Genomic DNA, 19397 nt, shown 5'->3' with positions numbered 1-19397 from the left:
TGGAATGTAAAAAGCCCATTCAATTAACATGGAATAGGCTTATGTTCATTAAGTAATATTTGTACTGTTAATTAGTTTTGTATTTGAAATTTACCAATATCATTTATTTCGTCCATAGTTGGGGCTTTAGGGTCTGGACCATAACCGTTGGGACCAGTTTCGCCTTCAGTGACTAACAAAACAAAGAGCCATATGCCTCCAATAAAAGGGATAAGCCCGACTAAGTAATACCAACCACTTTTACCTATATCGTGTAATCGTCTAACGGTAACTGCTAGGCTAGGAATAATAATGCCCAGGATGTATACTAAATAAAGCAAAAAAAATAAGGGAGTATCAGTTGCTTGTCCAATAATTCCAGCTACTATTGCAGTCGCTATCATAAAGATTGCATTAAACAAAGTAAACATCCAGTATTCTTTGCGTCTTGCCCTACCTTGAAAATTTGCATAATTGTCTTTTACTACTTTTAAATACCATTTCATCTGTTTAAAATTTTATAGTTTTTTGAAAATGAAGAAACTAAAAATTTCTGCACATTCAGGAATTCGCATAAAAAATTTAATCATGTTGGTGGGTATGCAATGATGAAATTTGTTTATGCTCATTTCATAAGTTAAGTTTTGGGTGTTAATGATTTGTATTCGAAATCAAATATATTAATTTAAAATACCTTGAATAAATTTATCGATAGTGTTTACACCTTCATTGGACACATGTTTAACAAAGGCACTGCCTATAATGGCGCCCTTGGCATATTGTGTGGCTTGCGTAAACGTTTGATGGTTGCTTATACCAAAACCTACTATTTGGGGGTTTTTAAGGTTCATGTTTCCAATGCGCTCAAAATACGTTGTTTGTTCGTCTTGAAATCCTTCTTTAGCGCCTGTGGTACTGGCACTGCTAACCATATATATAAAACCGTTTGAGATGGAATCGATATACCGAATACGCTCTTCACTGGTTTGAGGTGTTATAAGGAATACGTTTATTAAACCATATTTTTCGAAAATGGCTTTGTAGTCTTCGTGATATACATCGACAGGGAGGTCGGGAATAATTAGGCCGTCAATACCAATTTCCTGGCATTGTTTGCAAAAGGCTTCTACGCCGTATTGTAATATCGGATTAAAATACCCCATAATGATTAAAGGGATATTTACTGTTTTACGAATGTCTTTTAACTGGTCGAATAAAATTTTAGTGGTCATGCCGTTTTTTAGTGCCTGTGTTGAACTGGCCTGAATGGTAGGGCCATCGGCTAATGGGTCGCTAAATGGCAAGCCTATTTCGATCATGTCTACGCCACTTTTTTCTAAATCTTGAATAATACTTACCGTATCATTTATGTTGGGATAACCAGCTGTAAAGTATATAGAGAGTAACTTCTTGTCTTCTTGCAGTTTTTGGTTTATTCTGTTCATTGTTAATGAATTGTTTTTATAGTCATTGCGAGGAATGCGTGGCAATCTGTTTAAAGAGATTCCTTCACTACGTTCGGAATGACGTTATATTTTAAAATAATCGATATAATTCTGTAAATCTTTATCACCGCGTCCAGATAAACTCAAAACGATTACGTCGTCTGGTTTAAACGTTTTATGTTCAAAAATTGCTAAGGCATGCGAACTTTCTATAGCTGGAATGATACCTTCCAGTTTACAAAGTTCTAAGCCTGCATTCATGGCATCGTTATCGGTAATAGCCATAAATTCGGCGCGACCTGTTTTACATAAATGGGCATGCATAGGACCAACTCCAGGATAATCAAGTCCAGCCGAAATAGAGTAAGGCTCTGTAATCTGACCATCTTCGGTTTGCATTAACATGGTTTTACAACCGTGGATAATACCTTCTTTGCCTAAAACTGAGGTGGCTGCACTTTCGCCAGAATCTACGCCCAAACCAGCGGCTTCAACAGCAATAATATTTACATTTTCTTCATGTAGGAAATGATAGTAGGTTCCTGCTGCGTTACTACCACCGCCAATACATGCTACTACGTAATCTGGGTTTTCTCGATCTTCGTGTTCAATTAGTTGCAATTTAATTTCTTCTGAAATAACCGATTGAAAGCGGGTTACCATATCTGGGTACGGATGTGGACCTATGGCCGAACCAATAATATAATGGGTGTTAACGGGGTTGTTTATCCAATCGCGAATGGCTTCGTTAGTGGCATCTTTTAGGGTACGGCTTCCAGACTTAGCAGGTACTACGGTAGCTCCTAGCATTTTCATTCTGGCTACGTTTGGTGCTTGGCGCGCAATATCTATTTCGCCCATATACACAATACATTCCAACCCCATTAAAGCACAAACGGTAGCCGTTGCTACACCGTGTTGTCCGGCTCCGGTTTCGGCAATGATTCGAGTTTTCCCTAAACGTTTTGCCATTAGTATTTGACCAATGGTATTGTTTATTTTGTGTGCTCCGGTATGGTTAAGGTCTTCGCGCTTTAAATAAATTTTGGTATTGTATTTGTCTGAAAGGCGCTTAGCAAAATAGAGGGGAGAAGGACGTCCCACGTAATCTTTTAAAAGCTGGTTGAACTCTTTTTTAAACTCGGGCTCTTCCATTACTTTTAGATAGTTCTGGCGTAATTCTTCTACGTTCGGATAGAGCATTTCAGGAATGAATGCACCTCCAAATTCACCATAGTAGCCTTTTTCGTTTACGTTGTAATTCATGTTATACTGATTTTGTCATGTCGCGTGAAATTATGGAAGTATTTAGAATTGAGACTTCTTTTGGACTTCTCGGCACAATTTTATTTCACAAGATCACTAGAAATGACATGATTTTTTAAATTGTTTTAATAGTTCTATATTTTTTAATCCGGGTTCTATTTCAAATTTACTGTTTACATCGATAGCATAGCAATATTTTGAAGCTTTGCTTGTCATGAAGCTTTGCAGTTTCTCTATTTCCTCTAATCCAATGCCTCCACTTAAGAAGAATGGCTTTGTTGAGGGATAGTTGTTTAACACGTTCCAATCGAAGGTGTAGCCATTACCGCCAGGTAGTTTGCCTTTGGTGTCGAATAAAAAGTAGTCGCATACGGCTTCGTAAGGTTTTAAAACTTCAAAATTGAAGTCATCTTTTATTGAAAACACTTTTATAATTTCTATTGGATGTGATGTTGAATCAAATTTGGAACGGTATAACTGTTCGCAATACTCAGGCGATTCTTTACCGTGAAGCTGTATAGCTTGCAATTGGTGTGTTTTTACGTTGTTGGTGACCACATCTAAATCAGCGTCAACAAAAACACCTGTTTTCTTAATGGTATTTGGTACTTGGGGTGAATCAGCATTAAAATACCGTGTAGACTTCTCATAAAAAATAAACCCAAGATAGTCAGGTCGCAGTGCAGCAACTTGATCGATATTATCTTGGTATTTCATTCCGCAAACTTTCAGTTTCATTGCTCTAATTTTTTAATGAACTGGGAGGCACTTTCACCTGGATTGTCAGTTTTCATAAAATTCTCTCCAATCAAAAATCCTTGATATCCGTATGGTTGTAAGGTTTTAATGGCTTCAATATTACTAATGCCACTTTCGGATACTTTAACAAAGTCATCGGGGATTAAAGCGCTTAATGTTTTACTGGTTTCCAAACTAACATCAAAAGTCTTAAGGTTTCTATTATTAACACCAAGCATGTCTAAGCTGGGCATAATCGATTTTTGTAACTCTTCTTCGTTGTGGACTTCTAATAACACATCTAAATTTAACCGTTTTGCGAATTGAGAAAGTTTCTTAATTTCATCTCGTGTTAGTATTGCGGCAATTAATAAAATAACATCGGCACCATAAGCTTTCGCTTCTAGTAGTTGGTATTCATCAATAATGAATTCTTTGCGAAGCAAAGGGAGATTGCAGCTAGCACGTGCTATTAATAGATCGTCTAGTGCACCACCAAAGTATTTGCCATCTGTTAAAACGGACATGCCACAAACGCCTGCGTTTTCGTACCCTTTGGCAACGTCTTGAACATTTAAGCTTTGGTTAATGATCGCTTTAGAGGGCGAACGTCGTTTGTGTTCGGCAATGATGCCTGATTTGCTGTTACGTAAATTGTTAGCAAGTGAAATAGTCGTTCTTTCAAATAAAACGGATTGTTCTAATTGTTTGTGTGGTATTAAACTTTTTCGAAGGTTAACCTCGTTACGTTTATCGGCAGTTATTTTATCTAATATGTTCATTTACTTACTTAACTCTATTAAGGTGTCTAAACTTGCTTTTGCTTTTCCAGATAGTAACGATTCTTTTGCAAGTTCGATTCCTTGTTTATGATCAATTTGTTTTGTCGTTGCGATAGCTAAACCTGCATTGGCACAAACCACATTATTTTGTGCTTCGGTACCTTTTCCTTGTATAACATTTATAAAAATCTTAGCGGCTTCTTCAACGGTACTACCCCCAAAAATTGCTTCTTGGTTAATTTGGGAAAGGGCTATGTCTTCAGGGGAAAACATGGTTTCAGAATTATTGGAAATCACTTTGGTTTTACCGGTCAATGATATTTCATCATAGCCATCTAAAGCATGTACAATGCTGTAGTTTTTATCTGTGTTTTGGTATAAGTAGCCGTATAGTCTTAATAATTCTAAATTGAAAACACCTACCATTTGGTTTTTAGGGAATGAAGGGTTTACCATAGGCCCCAGCATATTAAAAAAGGTTTTCACTCCTAGTTCACGGCGTATTGGGGCAACGTTTTTCATTGCTGGATGAAATAAAGGTGCATGTAAAACACAAATACCAGCTTTATCGATACAGTGTTTTAAAAAATCTTCGTCATTTGAAAATTTAATACCTAGATGTTCCATTACATTGGACGATCCGCAAGCCGAGGATACACCATAATTACCATGTTTGGCAACATTTACACCGGCTCCTGCTGTAACAAAAGAAGCCAAGGTAGAAATGTTGAAGGTATCTTTACCGTCTCCTCCTGTACCACATAGATCGATAGCATTAAAATCTTTCAGGTCAATAGCAATACAGAGTTCAAGTAAGGCATCCCTAAAGCCTCTTAACTCATCGAGCGTAATGCTGCGCATCATAAAAATAGTTAAGAATGAAGCGATCTGGCTTTGGTTGTACATCCCATTGGAGATATTAACCAATACGTGTTTGGCTTCTTCGCTGGAAATGTTTTCGTGATTTATAAGTCTGTTAAGTAGTTGTTTCATGATATAGATACTAGATGATAGCGGTTAGATGTTAGAGAATTTCTTAATTAATGTATAAGTCATTTTTTGATTTCCGTTAAATGTCCAAAAATGCCTTCTAATTCATTTTCTGAAACATAACCTATTCTAGCAGATATTTTTAATTGCGTTATTAATTCGTTTATTGAACCATTAGCTATTCCTAAAAAGTTTTTGAACTCTTTGTTTGAATTTCGTCCAGCTCCTTCAGCTATATTTGAAGGAATTGATACAACAGATTTTTGGATTTGATTTTTTAGCCCAAATTTATCTTCTTTAGGAAATGTAGAAGTTAGTTGATAAAAATTTTCAACTAAAGTCATTGATTTCTGCCAAACTTTTAATTCGCTAAAGTTGTTCATTTTATAATGTCAAAAGTCTTAATCTTCAACCCAGTTTTTGAGTATTTCCTTGCCATTTGGTGTTAACACCGATTCGGGATGGTATTGTACGCCTTTAACATCGTAAACTTTGTGTCGTAATGACATGATCTGTCCGTTCTCGTCAAACGAAGTAGCTTCTAAACTATCTGGTAAATTTGTATTGACAACCCACGAATGGTAGCGCCCAACTTCAATGGTTTTGTTTAGTCCTTTAAAGAGTGGTTCGTCATCAACACAAATAGTAACTTTGGTAGCTACCCCATGGTATACCTCATCTAGGTTTACTAAGGAACCGCCAAAAACTTCACCGATTGCTTGCTGTCCTAAGCAAACGCCCAATATACTTTTAGTTGGTGCGTATCTTTCAATAATAGGTTTTAATAAACCTGCTTCATCTGGAATACCAGGGCCGGGGGACAAAACGATTTTATGAAAAGGTTCAACATCTTCTAATGTTAACTTGTCATTTCTAACAACGGTTACATCGCAGTTTAAATCTTCCAAGTAATGTACAAGATTGTATGTAAAACTGTCGTAATTATCTATAACTAATACACGTGTCATTTTTAAATATTTTCGGCTAATTCAATAGCTTTTGTTAGTGCTCCTAATTTATTGTATACTTCCTGTAATTCGTGGTCTGGGTTCGATTTGGATACCAGTCCGGCACCAGCTTGCCAATGTAGTTTATGGTTTTTACTTAAAAAAGTTCGAATCATAATAGCGTGGTTAAAGTTGCCTTCAAAATCCATAAATCCAATGGCGCCACCATAAAACGAACGGCTTGTTTTTTCGTATTGTTCTATAAGCTGCATAGCTTTATGCTTAGGTGCGCCACTTAAAGTGCCTGCTGGAAAGGTGTCTGCTACTACTTGCATTGTAGAAGCTTCTTTATGCTTTTGTCCGGTAACCTTACTTACTAAGTGGATAACGTGCGAGAAAAATTGAACTTCACGATAGGTGTCTACGGTTACTTGGCTACCGTTGCGGCTTAGGTCGTTTCTAGCAAGATCTACCAGCATGACGTGTTCGGCATTTTCTTTATCATCTAAAGTTAGTTGTTGTGCTAGTTCGGCGTCTTTGGTGTCGTTTCCTGTACGCTTAAAAGTACCAGCAATAGGGTGTATTTCGGCCTTGCCATTACTAACTATCAGCTGTGCTTCTGGTGAGCTTCCAAAAATTTTAAAGTTACCGTAATCGAAGTAAAAAAGATAGGGTGATGGGTTTATACTTCTTAGGGCACGATATACGTTAAATTCGTCACCTTTAAACTGCTGGGAGAAGTTTTTCGATAAAACCAACTGGAACACATCGCCTCGGGCACAGTGCTTTTTGGCTAAAACAACATGTTCTTTGTATTCTTCGTCGGTTAGGTTTGAAGTAATATCACCGCTTGAAGAAAAGTTATAAGAAGCGAAATTCTTTGCGTCTATTAAGTGATTAATATCGTCGATATTGCTTTCTGAATTGTGACAGTGCGCAAATATGTAAGCTTCATTTTTAAAGTGATTAATTGCTATTATGTTTTGATAAACAGCATAGTAAATATCTGGAATTTCGACCGAATTCTTCTTTTTCGAGATAGCAATATCCTCAAAATACCTTACTGCATCGTAAGCGATATAACCAAAAATGCCATTATTTATAAATTTGAAATTTGTTTCTGAGCTTACCTCGAAACGTTTGGTAAACTGATGGATTTCTTCCGTAATATTTGTGGTTCCTGTTATTTGCTTACTGGTAGTGCTGCCATCGGGAAAGCTTTGGGTAACGATTTCGTTTTCAACTTTAATGGAGGCTATGGGATTAAAGCAAATATAAGAGAAACTATTGTCGTTTGCATGGTAGTCGCTACTTTCCAATAAGATGCTGTTTGGAAATTTATCCCTTATTTTTAGATAGATACTTACAGGTGTAATGGTATCTGCAAGGATTTTTTTGTAATGGGTATGTAAGCTGAATGTTTTCATGTTTCATTATTGGTTTTTAGTTGTTACATACAACATGCATATGAATTTTATAGGTAATTAATTTTGAATTTAAATGTTTCATCTTTCTAAATACTGTAAATGAAAAAGGCTCGTCGTGAATGACAAGCCTTTTGAATATTTTTAAATTTTAAATATACGAGGTTCTACTTCACGAAGTTAAGTTTCGAAAGCACCACCACCAAGTATTATTTAAAACTGTGTTCATTTTTAATCTATTGATGTGCCAAATATAGAAATGAAAATATAATTATACAATACTTTGGCAGGATTTTTTTAAAATAAAAGAGACTGCCTTTTTAGACAGCCTCTTTGTGACCATTAGGGTAATAAAGAGAATTAGTTTGCTATTAACCGTGTATCTTTCCTAATAGTCTAATAAATTCTTTTGTTTCGTCTTGCGACAAACTTTGTAAAATACTACTTTCTCTATTGTCAATTAATATATCAACTTGACTAAGTAACTCTAATCCCTTTTGAGTAATAACAATATTTACTTTTCTTCTATTTGTTTTATTCTTACTTTTTTCGACGTATTCTTTTTTAACTAGTTTGTCAATCAACCTAGTTGTATTGCTCATTTTGTTAATCATACGTTCTTGAACCATTTCTAAGGACATTGGATTTTTGTTTTGTCCACGTAATATCCTTAGTACATTAAACTGTTGTAAAGAGATATCATAAGGTTTAAGAGCATTGTTTAACTTTTGGCTAATATGTCCATAAGTATATAATAAATTTACAATGGCAGTTTTTGATAAGGAAAGATTTTTAGCTTTTAATATGTCTTCTATCTTTGCCAAGATCATTAACTGTTGTATATACAAATGTATAAAGAATAATTGGTAATATGCTAATTATTGGGTTATAATTTGTTAAAGGTTTATGAGTCAGACAATTATTATGTAAATTTATTGCAGTAATTGTATTTTAATAAAAAATTGTTTTTGGAAAATGTATGTTTAAAGAGCTAAAAATGAGAAAGTATGCTGTAATTGGTTTGGTAGCCGTATTAACGGCTTGTATTGGTAAAAATAGTAAAGTGCAATTTGCATCCAACGAGCTAACTGTATTGGAACAGTCGAAAACCAATTTAGATAGTATTAAGTTGGATGTTTTTGATTTTAATGGACTTAAACCTTTATTAAATAAAAAGGATGATGCCATTTATGTCATTAATTTTTGGGCTACTTGGTGTAGGCCTTGCGTAAAGGAATTGCTCTATTTTGAAAAACTTAACAGGGAGTATGCCGGTAAAAATGTTAAGGTTATTTTAGTGAGCTTGGATTTTCCGCATTTGTATGATTCAAAATTGAAACCGTTTATAAAAGATCGTAAGATTAAGTCGAAAGTGGTTGCATTGGATGATGCCGATATGAATTCATGGATACCCCAAGTGAATGAAGCTTGGTCTGGTGCCATTCCGGCAACCGTTATTTATAGAAATGATAAGCGTAAGTTTTTTGAAAAATCCTTTACTTATGAAGAATTAGAAAACGAGGTTGCCTTGTTTTTGAAATAATGAGAGTTTGGTTGCTTGAGCATGCCCTTAATTTTGTAATCAATTTAATATTAGTTAATCAATAAAATAGAAACAGATGAAAACAGCTATTAAATTAATTTTAGTAATGATACTAATTGTTTGTATGAGCTCATTTACTTACAATGTTGTTAACGAAGGCTATAAAATAGGCGATGTTGTAGACGATTTTTCGCTTAAGAATATTAATGGCGAAAAGGTGTCGTTGGCAGATTATAAGGACGCTAAGGGGTACATTGTAATTTTTACGTGCAATACGTGTCCGTATGCTGTTGCGTACGAGGATAGAATCAATCAACTCAATGAAATCTATGTAGGGAAAGGGTATCCAGTAATTGCTATTATGCCTAATAATCCTCAGATAAAACCGGGAGATAGTTTTAAGGCGATGCAAGAGAGAGCAAAGAAAAAAGGATTTACATTCCCTTATTTAATGGATGAAGGGCAAACAGTATATCCTAAGTTTGGTGCTACTAAAACACCGCATGTTTTTGTATTGCAAAAAGAAAAGAATGTACCTGTTGTAAAGTATATTGGCGCTATTGACGATAATTATAAAGATGCTAATGCCGTTAAGACAAGATACGTTGAAGATGCAGTAAATGCGCTATTAAAAGGAGCGAAGATTACGAATACTGAAACAAAGGCTATAGGTTGCACAATTAGGTAGTTTTGCTCGATAATAGAAGTTTAACCATTCCGAGAAGCGTATCTCGAAATTAGAATGTTTTCCTATCAATGTCTTATGGATATGTACAAAGGGATTTACTATTTAAAAGAAAGAAATCAATACTTAGAGACTGTTTAAATTTTATTTTTCGGTTTTGTTGTGTCCCTTTTTCCGTCACTTTTCGTTATGAAAATCTTCATTCAGCGCTGCTAAACTCTGGTTTTAATGCCTTAATAGAAAAAAATGACCTATAACTAATTTCAAAAACAAATTTTAAACAGTCTCTTATATTTTTTTCGCTTAAAATAAATTTAGATGTGTTAATTTTGTGTCGAATCCTTGATTAATTAATACAAAGTATGGAAGATTTAACACAAGAAGAATGGTTGTCACAATTAGAGAATGATGCTAATGCCGTAATATTGGATGTTCGGACAGACGACGAAGTTGCCGAAGGTATTATACCTAATGCTATTCATATAGATATATATAAAGGACAAGCTTTTATAGATGAAATAGATGCACTGGATAAAAGTAAAAACTATTATGTGTATTGTAGATCGGGCAATAGAAGTGGGCAAGCTTGCAATATTATGGAAGAGTTAGGTTTTGAAAATGCCTATAATTTATTAGGAGGTATTCTGGAATGGGAGGGAGACCTTGTAGACATGGATTAAAGTAATTATGAGAAGAGCAAAGGTGTTATTATTTGTACTGTGCATTACAGCTATAATGGGGTGTAAGGATGCTAAGGTTGAAGGTGCCCAGGTTATTTCACCTAAAGAAGCACATACGCTTTTACAAACTAATAATATTCTGCTAATAGATGTAAGAACACCCGAAGAATTTGATAGTGAGCATATTCAAAATGCCAAAAATTTTGATTTTAAATCAAATGCATTCAATGAGGCTATTAAAACCTTAGAAAAAGAAGTGCCCACAATTGTTTATTGCCGTTCTGGTAAACGCAGTACTAAAAGTATTAAAAACTTTAGGGACGCAGGTTTTACAAAGCTCTATATGTTAAAGGGTGGACTGATTAAATGGAAAGATAAAGGGTACAAGACAGTAACAGAATAATAATTAAAAGCGCCGCAACAAGGCGCTTTTTTATTAAAAACCGTTTATCTAATAAATACAGCTTTAATGTGTTAATTTTCGGATAATATATTTATTTGTGTATATTTGAGATACTCCAAATGATGAGCCTTCATCTTAAATGATTAAATTGTTTCAATCATTTATTATATAATTAAAATTCTCCTTAAACTCTGTTAATAGCAAACCATGCAAGGGCTGTGTGGATTAACTAACTAATAATTTTAATTATGATTAAAAAATTAATTTCAGCTACAATTATGGTTTCACTTATGTTTGGAGCCATTGTAACGGTTACAGCACAAGACAATTCTGAGGATTACAAAATGTGGGAAACTGTGATGCTTACCCCAGATAATTCAAAACTAAAAGTTTTGGGAGAACATATGAGAAAACATAATACTGCTTTTCATAAAGAAGGAGCATATAAGGCCACTGTATACAATATAAGTACAGGTCCTAATGCGGGAAGTATTATATGGGAAATGGGACCAATGAAGTTTTCTCATAACGACTCACGACCCGGCAAAGGTACCCATGATGATGATTGGCGTGATAATGTCATGCCATATATTAAAAAAGTACATACCATAGAATATTGGAAACAGGATGATGAGCTGTCCAATACAAGTATGTTGGATGGCGACAGTGCTAAATATCCAATTCTCTTTGTTAGGTATTCAGAAATTGCAAAAGGAGTAAGTATTTCTTCTGTAAAGGCATTTTACAAGCAAATAAGTGAAACAGTAAAAGCTATGGAAGGTATAAACCCTTGGGGGGTATACTATAATGAGTTTAGGCAAGGCGACTTAGGAAGGCATATAGCCACTGTAGGTTTTTTTAAAGAGTGGGCCGAGTTTGATGAAGACAATGATTTTAAGGAAACCTTTTTAAAAGTTCATGGAGAGGGTACTTGGGACGCTTTTTTGGATTTATCTGATCAGGTACTTACTAATTCCTGGGATGAAATATGGGTATACAACGCTTACTTAAGTGGGCGTTAAATATTTTGGTTTTTAGGCTCATTTACCTACATAATAAATTCCCCTGTCATGTTTAACATGACAGGGGAATTTATTTATTATAACGTTTATCTTCTTTTTGAGCACTTTAACTTTTTGTTTTCAAGGATATCATCTTTTTTTCTTAAATTTAAGAAGAGAACTTTATTAGTGACTGTTTTCCAAATATCGCTAAATGTTATTTGTATAATTTATTTAAAATACGGTACTATGATGAATGGATATGTTATATTGTCAATTGTAGCCTTGCTTTTTCTTAGTATGTATACATATGCTTATATTTTTGTGATTTTAGAAAAGCGAAAAGAATCTAAGCAAAAAAGAGAACAATTGCGTGATGAAGCTTTACGTAGAGAAGAAAAAGCACGAAGACAGCTTATGCGGCAAGAAAAGTTTGATAAGATTAAAGCGAGAAGCCAAGAAATTAAACAGGAGTTAATGCGTCTAAGGCAAATGAAAGAAGCGCGCTTAAACGGTCAAAATGCCAACTAATTTAGTTGGCATTTGTATTTTACAAACAGTCTATTGGTACATTCTAATATAGCTTATTATTGAATGTTATAATTTTATAATGTTCGTTTCATTTATTTAAATTTTTGTACTGACCTGTGATTAGTAATTTAATTATATGGTTGGTATTGGCCATTACTTGCCAAATGCCCATTATGGGCTTTCATAGTAGTATATTTAGAAACTTCTATTAGCTAACAAATAAAGACCCCTAATTTGTTAGTCCTTTTATATGTTCATTTTGTATTGCATTTTGGTCTGTAACCCCCTCTTATTTGATTAGTTATAGTTCCTAAGTTTTCTTTCAAAGAAAGTAAATTGAGAAATGAAATTAACTAACATAAAATCGATGTATTATGAAACATTTTAATTTTTTTGCTCCAATTGTATTTTTAGGATTTATCATGATTTGTTCCTGTGACTCTGAGCCAATGTCATTAGAGGATCAAAAACAAAAGAACCAAGAAATCATTTTAAGTAAAGGGAAACCTTCGAAGTTAAGTACACAAACCTATACAATTACTAATGGTATGACTTTTTCTGATATTAATGCTGTGCTGGATCAAACGGTTAGTGGCGATACGGTTGTTGTGGAAACAGGTACTTATATAATTAGTGGTCAGCTCCATCTAAAAGACGGTATTTTTATAAGAAAACAGAGTTCAACTACACCAATATTTGATGCGCAGGCTACTTCGTCATCACAAATGCTTCAGCAGTATTACACTTCAAATACCAGTGATATAGATATTTTTGGTATTCAGTTTCGTAACATAAGGTTTAACATCCAAAATGCCAGTAACACCAAGTTCCGTTATTGTATCTTCGACTATGGAGTGAGAAAATCTGGAACAGATAAGGGGTATACAGCAGATGCTTACCTTCAATTAAATAATTGCAGTAATATGCAGGTTAGGGGCTGCGTTTTTAAAAGAAGAAATGGTAATAGCGGAAGGGGGATATATTCGGTAGGCAATACAGGTACCGATATCTCTAATAATACATTTGGAAATGGAGGTGACACAGGGTATTTTGTTACAGCTATTAACGATAACAGTGATGGAACTACAATAAGTGGTAATACCATAATAAGGAATGTTGCGTGGGTCAATACAAGTGAAACAGATCATGGGATTTATGCGCATAGTTTTGATGGATTAAGTATTGTTGGAAATACAATTTCTGGTTGGCCTGCAAATTCATCGGGAGGAGCGATTAAAGCTCGTAATGGTCAGAACTTGACTATTACTGGAAATACCATGAACACATCAGGTGTTCTTTTATATGTATACAGTAATAACGCTGCAAATCCTTTTTTGAAGCATGTTGTTGTTGAAAATAACACCATCAATGTTGCAAGTGCAGATAATGATATATATCACGGTATTGGTTACTGGAGAAATACCAATGATCCAACATTTTACGAATATTCTATAAAAATAAATAACAACGACCTTCCTAATGGTAGGATTAAAATTGGCACTCCAGTGGATGCTTCAAATTTTAATGCCAACGGTGGAGGTGTATTTAATAATGATGTTGGTGCAATAACATTGCCTGCGGGTATTGCTAATTCAGGAAATTATTAATCTTTAGTAGGGAATAACAAGTAGTTATTGTCAATTGTTGTTGGTTTATTTCTGATTTATCCAAAATACCCCTAAGAATGGCATACTACCCCCTCCTTAAAAGTTACAAATTAGAATTAATTTGTTTCAAGTAATAAAAAGTGTCAATAATATGAAGCGTTTGTTTTTTTACTTGGTTGTTTTACTTGGGTTTTGGTCTATAGCTCAGAACCCAAGTACATTGTATCAAAATTGGGTTGATGCCCAAGTTAATAATACCGAGCCCATTTTACCAACGTTTAGCTATGTGGGATACCATAATGGAGAAGTTGAACTGCCTACATCATTTTCCCAACAAGTTTATGATGTGACAGATGCGCTCTACGGAGCTGTAGCCAATGATGGCAATTCAGATAAAGATGCAATAATGGCAGCTATAGCTGCTGCAGAAGCAAATCCAAATGGTGGTGTTGTATTTTTTCCACCGGGACGTTTTGTGGTAAATGATGCTAGTGTAGATGATCCAACGCAGGTGATACGTGTTTCAAAAAGTAACATTGTAATAAAGGGTAGCGGTTCTGGTTCTGGAGGTACTGAACTCTACCAAAAAGACAATACCACACATCCCGATATGGCAACCAAAGATTGGTTGTGCCCTTACCTATTTTTGTTTTGGAATGGTGAGGACTCTGCAAATAACTATATCACGGACGTCATAGGAAATGCCGATAGGGAATCTTTCTCGGTTGAGGTAGCAAACGCCTCTGGGATTTCTGAGGGGCAATGGGTAGAATTGTATATTAAAGACACATCATCAGCTTTATTAACAGAAGAACTTTCACCATATACAACAGCCGATCTTTACGCGCCTCAAAACCTCAAAATAGTAAACGATGGCGTTCAAGTTAGAGAGGTTCATAAAGTTGTTGGTAAAAATGGCAATGTTATTACATTTAAAGAGCCCATTCACAGGGCAATAGATGCTACTTATAATTGGAAAATCAATAATTTCAAGGTTCTTGAAGAAGTAGGGATTCAGGATTTAAAATATACAGGTGGTTTTATCTGGAACCATTTACACCATCAAGCACCTCAAGAATTGTATTCTGGAGAAGCTAAAAGTGGCCCTCACGCCTATTTAAGTTCATCTGGTTGGAGCGGTATTATGTTCAATCATGTTGTAAATGGTTGGATATCTAATGTGGAATTTTCAGATATGTCGCAGGTGGCGCAGTTCAAGTTTTCTGCCTATTGTACAGCGTTGAACAATACATACACGGGCAATCCGGGGCATAATTTTGTAACTACAAATTCGGCAACTGGTTGTTTTATAGGGAAGAATGTAGACCATACATCTGGCGTTTGGCATGGATGTGGTGTCAATGCGTTGTCTATAGGAAATGTGCTTTGGAGGAATGAGCACCCACAGAATGGCAATTCTGGTATGGAGATTCACGCCAGTCAACCCAGAGCAAATTTGTTTGATGTTTGTAAAGGTGGTTTCTTTTTTAATCAGGGTGGTTCAACAGGTGCATTACCCAATCATTTAAGGCATATGGTGCTTTGGAATTTTGAAGGTGTATCCTATCAAAGTTCGGATGTGAAATCATGGCGGCCTAATTCGGAGACTAAGTATGCCAAGTTTTTAATGCCTATAATTTCTGGTTTAAAAGGCTTTGCCATGTCTGCAGATGTTAATCAATATCAAGAGAATGAATCGCCAGGAACGCATGTGGATGAAGAATCGCTGTATGAGGCGCAATTAGCCTATCGCTTTGGGGAACTTCCAAGTTGGCTTAACGAAGTTTTAAGCACCACCAATAATGATTTTGAAGTAAAAAAAACAAAAGTCTATCCAAATCCGTTTTCATTAGAAATTAGGATTGATAATTTAGAGGGACAATTTAATAAGCTGTTACTTTTTGATATCGCAGGTAGGGAAATACTAACACAGCCTTTAAACGGATTAAGTAGTATTAAAATGCAACCTAGTTGTAACGCACCTGGGGTATATGTCCTTAAATTGATTGGAGACAATACTATTGAAACATATAAATTGATAAAAAAATAGTTTTCACCTCTTTCAATGTATTCGATAGGGTATGGAAGGTTTTAGCATTATAACACATTACGGATATAGAAAACAGTTTAAACGAGTTTCATTACAAAAAAAATGAAGCCCTCCTTAAAGAACTTCATTTAATGGTAATTGACTTAAATTAGGTTTTAACGGAGGCTAACTTCCAAAGGGGTGTTTATTCGTTTAGAAAAATCATTTAAATACGTTTCCCACTCTTGCTTGTTGTTAAACTGACCGCTTTTTTTCCATCCAAAACCAGCGTAATAAACTACTTGGTTGTTTTCTACCTTAAGATGGGCGTAAGCGTTACTTAAATCTTTTGTAACTGTATCGTACTTTTCAAATTCAAGAAAAGTGTTTTTAGGAGCTACAATGGCTGTTCCAAGCTCGGAATCACCATGAGGCTGCCAATAGCTAACCCAACCATTAGTGGTGTTGCCTGTTACTTCACCATCTTTTTCGTGTAAAGTTAAACCAGCGGCTATTTGATTTACCCCTTCAATAGTTGTCGTGAATTTTGATAGATTTGAACCCAAATCCAAACTTATTATTTTAGATTCTTTTACCGTATTGCCAGCAGCATCCCAATTGTCGTATTCTAAATAAAAACTGGTTCTAATTGGTCCAGTGGTAATGGTACGCCATTTAGCATAGTTTTTGGAATAATAATAAGTCGTATCAACTTTAGTTGCAATACCACCTACACCACGACTCACTCCAACATGGAAATTGTCTAAGCCTTCACCGTTGTCTTCATGGTAAGAGCCTTCAGTTTCTAATTCCTTTTTATACCATTTATTTATGATGGGATACTCCACTTTTTTTAACCAAGCATCCACACCACTAGATAGTGTACCGCCTGGAACACTATCTTCCACCATTTTCTGTGCTTTAGGTCCAAAAACACGAAAAGCAACTTTGTTGTTCTCCCAGGTATAATCATCGGTACGTTCTGGAACAAACCTAGAATAGCATAGTTCTGGGGCTTTGGGTTTTTCGGAGGCTGTTATCTTAACAATATTATAGGTTTTCTCAGAATTTGCAGCTAGTTGTGGTTGAAATAATATGTCATCCATAATACCATCACCATCGTTATCAACGGTTTGCGTAACCTGTAATTGTCCGGTTTCTACATCACGAATACCAATAACAGACAAATCATCAATATTTAAAAACTGTTTTGTTAACTCTACAGTCTCAAACGTTCGTGCAACATCCAGTGTGTTTTTTATTAAAATGGAAGGCTCCTTTGCTTTTTGTGAGCAAGAAAAGATTGTTATTAGGCCTAATAGATAAAAAGAATGTTTAACAGTATTCATAATGCTAAAGGTTAAAGATTTTAATTTTCGTTAGAAGGCTTTCCTATTGTAGCCAAGATACCACCATCAACATAAACTACGTGGCCATTAACAAAATCACTTGCTTTTGAACTTAAAAATATGGCTGCGCCCTGTAAATCTTCTGGATTTCCCCAACGTGCTGCTGGTGTTCTGCCAATAATGAATTCATTAAAAGGATGGCCATCTACTCTAATGGGAGCTGTTTGACTTGTGGCAAAGTATCCAGGGCCAATGCCATTGGTTTGGATATTGTATTTAGCCCACTCGGTAGCCATACTGCGTGTTAACATTTTTAAACCACCCTTGGCAGCAGCATAGGCACTAACAGAATCCCTACCAAGCTCACTCATCATTGAACAAATATTGATGATCTTTCCACCACCTCGTTTAATCATATTTTTGGCAACATATTTTGATACTATGAAAGGGCCAACCAAATCAACTTTTACTACCAATTCAAAATCTTTGGTTTCCATTTCAACAATTGGTGTTCTCTTAATAATACCTGCATTGTTTACTAGAATGTCGATAGGTCCCACTTCGGCTTCAATTTTAGCAATGGCTTCTTCAACCGCAGTATCATCAGTGACATCAAAAACATAACCATGGGCATGAAGGTCCTCAGCTTTATATTCTTCTAATGCTTTTTCTAAGGTATCACTTGTGTTATTGTTTATTACAAGTGTGGCTCCTGCATTACCCAATCCTTTAGCCATAGCCATTCCCAATCCGTGAACGCCACCAGTTACTAAAGCTATTTTTCCTGTTAAATCAAATAAGTTAACTGACATAATTTATTTATTTTATTAATTATTTTAATTCGTTTATTTTACAATGATCCATATCGCCATAATCTAAGTTTTCACCTGCCATACCCCAAATAAAAGTATAGCTACTGGTTCCAGATCCAGAATGGATGGACCAAGGAGGAGAAATAACAGCTTGTTTGTTGTTAATCCAAATATGTCTTGTTTCTTGGGGTTGCCCCATAAAATGACAAACGGCTTGGTCTTCTGGTACTTCAAAGTAGAAATAGACCTCCATACGCCTGTCATGTACATGTGCAGGCATGGTGTTCCATGAACTACCTGACTTTAAAGTGGTCATTCCCATTTGCAATTGGCACACGTCAACAACACTATTAACAATATATTTTCTTAACGTTCTTGCATTGGCTGTTTCTGGAGCCCCTAGTTCTATAACTTCAACATCGTTAGTGCCAATTTTTTTGTTAGGATAGGTTTTATGGGCCGGTGTTGAGTTTAAGTAAAACTGAGCCGGTGTGCTGCTTGATTTACTAGAAAAGATAATGTCCCGGTTTCCTTTCCCAATATAAAGAGCCTCTTTGTGTTCTAAAACAAAGGAAGAACCATCTACTGTTACCGTCCCTGTTGCTCCAATATTTATTATTCCCAGTTCTCTTCTTTCAAGAAAATAATCTGCCTTTAAAGGATCTATAGTGTCTAATTTTATTGAAGATTGTACAGGTACAATACCACCTGCAATAAATCTATCGTAATGAGAGTATACTAAGTTCACTGCGTCTGGCTCCAGTAAATCTTGTATTAAAAATTCATCTCTCAGTCTTGTTGTATCGTATGTTTTTACATCTTGGGGCGATGCTGCATATCTTACTTGGTATTTACTTTTCATTGTAATGAATTTATTGTGTTATTAGTTGAATATTAATGGTATAAGTCTAAAATTATGGGGTAAAGTTAATAAAAAAAAACAAAATACAATCGATTGTATTTTGTTTTTTTGATTACCTTTGTATACAAACCTTAAAAAAAGAGGCTTATAACCTTGTGATTAGTACTGACTTGGTTGTTTCGAAATTTTAAGGGATTGACGTTATTCTTGAAAGATAAACTGAGATCAATAAACATGTTTTTTGTAATTTAATGTATTTATAAATTGAATAAACAGGGAAGCTGTCTAGAGTAGTTTTTTAAGTATATAAAAAGAAGAATGTGT

General features: G+C 35.1%; 21 protein-coding genes. 8 read left to right on the top strand and 13 right to left on the bottom strand.

Annotation, left to right across the window (positions count from 1 at the left end; translation table 11 throughout):
* Window positions 1–71: 71 nt before the first annotated feature.
* From JF259_RS08360 to JF259_RS08315, 10 genes are all read right to left on the bottom strand, one after another.
* On the bottom strand, window positions 72–485 hold the full coding sequence (locus tag JF259_RS08360) for a DUF805 domain-containing protein (protein WP_199114863.1): 414 nt from the start codon (window positions 483–485) through the stop codon (window positions 72–74).
* A 174-nt stretch (window positions 486–659) separates the two neighbouring features.
* Window positions 660–1424, bottom strand: a complete 765-nt coding sequence (gene trpA / locus JF259_RS08355) for a tryptophan synthase subunit alpha (protein ID WP_199114862.1) — start codon at window positions 1422–1424, stop codon at window positions 660–662.
* Window positions 1425–1508: 84 nt separating this feature from the next.
* Entirely contained in the window at window positions 1509–2690 is a 1182-nt protein-coding gene (trpB, locus tag JF259_RS08350; protein WP_199114861.1) for a tryptophan synthase subunit beta, read from the bottom strand.
* A gap of 96 nt (window positions 2691–2786) precedes the next feature.
* A complete protein-coding gene (locus JF259_RS08345) occupies window positions 2787–3428 on the bottom strand; it encodes a phosphoribosylanthranilate isomerase (protein ID WP_199114860.1) in 642 nt (213 codons plus the stop codon).
* Window positions 3425–4210, bottom strand: coding sequence for an indole-3-glycerol phosphate synthase TrpC (gene trpC, locus JF259_RS08340; RefSeq protein WP_199114859.1), 786 nt, complete (start codon window positions 4208–4210; stop codon window positions 3425–3427). The genes JF259_RS08345 and trpC overlap by 4 nt, the downstream gene beginning before the upstream one ends.
* On the bottom strand, window positions 4211–5203 hold the full coding sequence (gene trpD / locus JF259_RS08335) for an anthranilate phosphoribosyltransferase (protein WP_199114858.1): 993 nt from the start codon (window positions 5201–5203) through the stop codon (window positions 4211–4213). It lies immediately after the preceding gene.
* Window positions 5204–5262: 59 nt separating this feature from the next.
* Window positions 5263–5583 (bottom strand): four helix bundle protein, encoded by a 321-nt coding sequence (locus JF259_RS08330; protein WP_233164172.1) that lies wholly within the window; start codon window positions 5581–5583, stop codon window positions 5263–5265.
* Window positions 5584–5601: 18 nt separating this feature from the next.
* Complete coding sequence (locus JF259_RS08325) at window positions 5602–6168, bottom strand: anthranilate synthase component II (RefSeq protein WP_199114857.1); 567 nt, start codon at window positions 6166–6168, stop codon at window positions 5602–5604.
* A gap of 2 nt (window positions 6169–6170) precedes the next feature.
* A complete protein-coding gene (locus tag JF259_RS08320; RefSeq protein WP_199114856.1) occupies window positions 6171–7574 on the bottom strand; it encodes an anthranilate synthase component I family protein in 1404 nt (467 codons plus the stop codon).
* 368 nt (window positions 7575–7942) lie between these two features.
* Entirely contained in the window at window positions 7943–8401 is a 459-nt protein-coding gene (locus JF259_RS08315; protein ID WP_199114855.1) for a MarR family winged helix-turn-helix transcriptional regulator, read from the bottom strand.
* 167 nt (window positions 8402–8568) lie between these two features.
* On the opposite strand from JF259_RS08315, the gene JF259_RS08310 reads away from it, so the two are divergent.
* From JF259_RS08310 to JF259_RS08275, 8 genes are all read left to right on the top strand, one after another.
* Complete coding sequence (locus JF259_RS08310) at window positions 8569–9114, top strand: TlpA disulfide reductase family protein (protein ID WP_199114854.1); 546 nt, start codon at window positions 8569–8571, stop codon at window positions 9112–9114.
* A 76-nt stretch (window positions 9115–9190) separates the two neighbouring features.
* The gene (locus JF259_RS08305) at window positions 9191–9802 is read left to right on the top strand and encodes a thioredoxin family protein (RefSeq protein WP_199114853.1); all 612 of its coding nucleotides are present in this window, start codon (window positions 9191–9193) and stop codon (window positions 9800–9802) included.
* A gap of 359 nt (window positions 9803–10161) precedes the next feature.
* Window positions 10162–10479, top strand: coding sequence for a rhodanese-like domain-containing protein (locus JF259_RS08300; protein WP_199114852.1), 318 nt, complete (start codon window positions 10162–10164; stop codon window positions 10477–10479).
* Between the two features lie 7 nt (window positions 10480–10486).
* A complete protein-coding gene (locus JF259_RS08295; protein ID WP_199114851.1) occupies window positions 10487–10882 on the top strand; it encodes a rhodanese-like domain-containing protein in 396 nt (131 codons plus the stop codon).
* 248 nt (window positions 10883–11130) lie between these two features.
* On the top strand, window positions 11131–11904 hold the full coding sequence (locus JF259_RS08290; protein WP_199114850.1) for a hypothetical protein: 774 nt from the start codon (window positions 11131–11133) through the stop codon (window positions 11902–11904).
* Window positions 11905–12132: 228 nt separating this feature from the next.
* Window positions 12133–12414, top strand: a complete 282-nt coding sequence (locus JF259_RS08285) for a hypothetical protein (RefSeq protein ID WP_199114849.1) — start codon at window positions 12133–12135, stop codon at window positions 12412–12414.
* Window positions 12415–12788: 374 nt separating this feature from the next.
* The gene (locus JF259_RS08280) at window positions 12789–14021 is read left to right on the top strand and encodes a right-handed parallel beta-helix repeat-containing protein (protein WP_199114848.1); all 1233 of its coding nucleotides are present in this window, start codon (window positions 12789–12791) and stop codon (window positions 14019–14021) included.
* Between the two features lie 151 nt (window positions 14022–14172).
* Complete coding sequence (locus JF259_RS08275; RefSeq protein ID WP_199114847.1) at window positions 14173–16071, top strand: DUF4955 domain-containing protein; 1899 nt, start codon at window positions 14173–14175, stop codon at window positions 16069–16071.
* Between the two features lie 155 nt (window positions 16072–16226).
* On the opposite strand, the gene JF259_RS08270 is transcribed toward JF259_RS08275, so the two are convergent.
* The 3 genes from JF259_RS08270 to kduI are packed head-to-tail and all read right to left on the bottom strand — an operon-like array spanning window position 16227 to window position 19073.
* The gene (locus JF259_RS08270) at window positions 16227–17399 is read right to left on the bottom strand and encodes a DUF4861 family protein (protein ID WP_199114846.1); all 1173 of its coding nucleotides are present in this window, start codon (window positions 17397–17399) and stop codon (window positions 16227–16229) included.
* 20 nt (window positions 17400–17419) lie between these two features.
* Complete coding sequence (locus tag JF259_RS08265) at window positions 17420–18211, bottom strand: gluconate 5-dehydrogenase (protein ID WP_199114845.1); 792 nt, start codon at window positions 18209–18211, stop codon at window positions 17420–17422.
* A gap of 19 nt (window positions 18212–18230) precedes the next feature.
* Entirely contained in the window at window positions 18231–19073 is an 843-nt protein-coding gene (kduI, locus tag JF259_RS08260; RefSeq protein WP_199114844.1) for a 5-dehydro-4-deoxy-D-glucuronate isomerase, read from the bottom strand.
* Window positions 19074–19397: the final 324 nt, after the last annotated feature.

It is taken from the genome of Snuella sedimenti (genome assembly GCF_016428595.1).
GTDB classification, from domain to species: Bacteria; Bacteroidota; Bacteroidia; order Flavobacteriales; family Flavobacteriaceae; genus Snuella; species Snuella sedimenti.
The sequence above is the reverse complement of the archived record's forward strand: the minus strand, read 5'-3'. Positions and strand labels throughout refer to the sequence as shown.

Coding starts and splice junctions, on each gene's coding strand:
- JF259_RS08345 (WP_199114860.1), bottom strand. CDS start 3,428: ATGAAACTGAAAGTTTGCGGAATGAAATACCAAGATAATATCGATCAA.
- JF259_RS08285 (WP_199114849.1), top strand. CDS start 12,133: ATGATGAATGGATATGTTATATTGTCAATTGTAGCCTTGCTTTTTCTT.
- JF259_RS08275 (WP_199114847.1), top strand. CDS start 14,173: ATGAAGCGTTTGTTTTTTTACTTGGTTGTTTTACTTGGGTTTTGGTCT.
- JF259_RS08270 (WP_199114846.1), bottom strand. CDS start 17,399: ATGAATACTGTTAAACATTCTTTTTATCTATTAGGCCTAATAACAATC.
- trpC (WP_199114859.1), bottom strand. CDS start 4,210: ATGAACATATTAGATAAAATAACTGCCGATAAACGTAACGAGGTTAAC.
- JF259_RS08330 (WP_233164172.1), bottom strand. CDS start 5,583: ATGAACAACTTTAGCGAATTAAAAGTTTGGCAGAAATCAATGACTTTA.
- JF259_RS08305 (WP_199114853.1), top strand. CDS start 9,191: ATGAAAACAGCTATTAAATTAATTTTAGTAATGATACTAATTGTTTGT.
- JF259_RS08290 (WP_199114850.1), top strand. CDS start 11,131: ATGATTAAAAAATTAATTTCAGCTACAATTATGGTTTCACTTATGTTT.
- kduI (WP_199114844.1), bottom strand. CDS start 19,073: ATGAAAAGTAAATACCAAGTAAGATATGCAGCATCGCCCCAAGATGTA.
- trpA (WP_199114862.1), bottom strand. CDS start 1,424: ATGAACAGAATAAACCAAAAACTGCAAGAAGACAAGAAGTTACTCTCT.
- JF259_RS08310 (WP_199114854.1), top strand. CDS start 8,569: ATGAGAAAGTATGCTGTAATTGGTTTGGTAGCCGTATTAACGGCTTGT.
- JF259_RS08325 (WP_199114857.1), bottom strand. CDS start 6,168: ATGACACGTGTATTAGTTATAGATAATTACGACAGTTTTACATACAAT.
- JF259_RS08315 (WP_199114855.1), bottom strand. CDS start 8,401: ATGATCTTGGCAAAGATAGAAGACATATTAAAAGCTAAAAATCTTTCC.
- trpB (WP_199114861.1), bottom strand. CDS start 2,690: ATGAATTACAACGTAAACGAAAAAGGCTACTATGGTGAATTTGGAGGT.
- JF259_RS08295 (WP_199114851.1), top strand. CDS start 10,487: ATGAGAAGAGCAAAGGTGTTATTATTTGTACTGTGCATTACAGCTATA.
- JF259_RS08360 (WP_199114863.1), bottom strand. CDS start 485: ATGAAATGGTATTTAAAAGTAGTAAAAGACAATTATGCAAATTTTCAA.
- JF259_RS08320 (WP_199114856.1), bottom strand. CDS start 7,574: ATGAAAACATTCAGCTTACATACCCATTACAAAAAAATCCTTGCAGAT.
- JF259_RS08300 (WP_199114852.1), top strand. CDS start 10,162: ATGGAAGATTTAACACAAGAAGAATGGTTGTCACAATTAGAGAATGAT.
- JF259_RS08280 (WP_199114848.1), top strand. CDS start 12,789: ATGAAACATTTTAATTTTTTTGCTCCAATTGTATTTTTAGGATTTATC.
- JF259_RS08265 (WP_199114845.1), bottom strand. CDS start 18,211: ATGTCAGTTAACTTATTTGATTTAACAGGAAAAATAGCTTTAGTAACT.
- trpD (WP_199114858.1), bottom strand. CDS start 5,203: ATGAAACAACTACTTAACAGACTTATAAATCACGAAAACATTTCCAGC.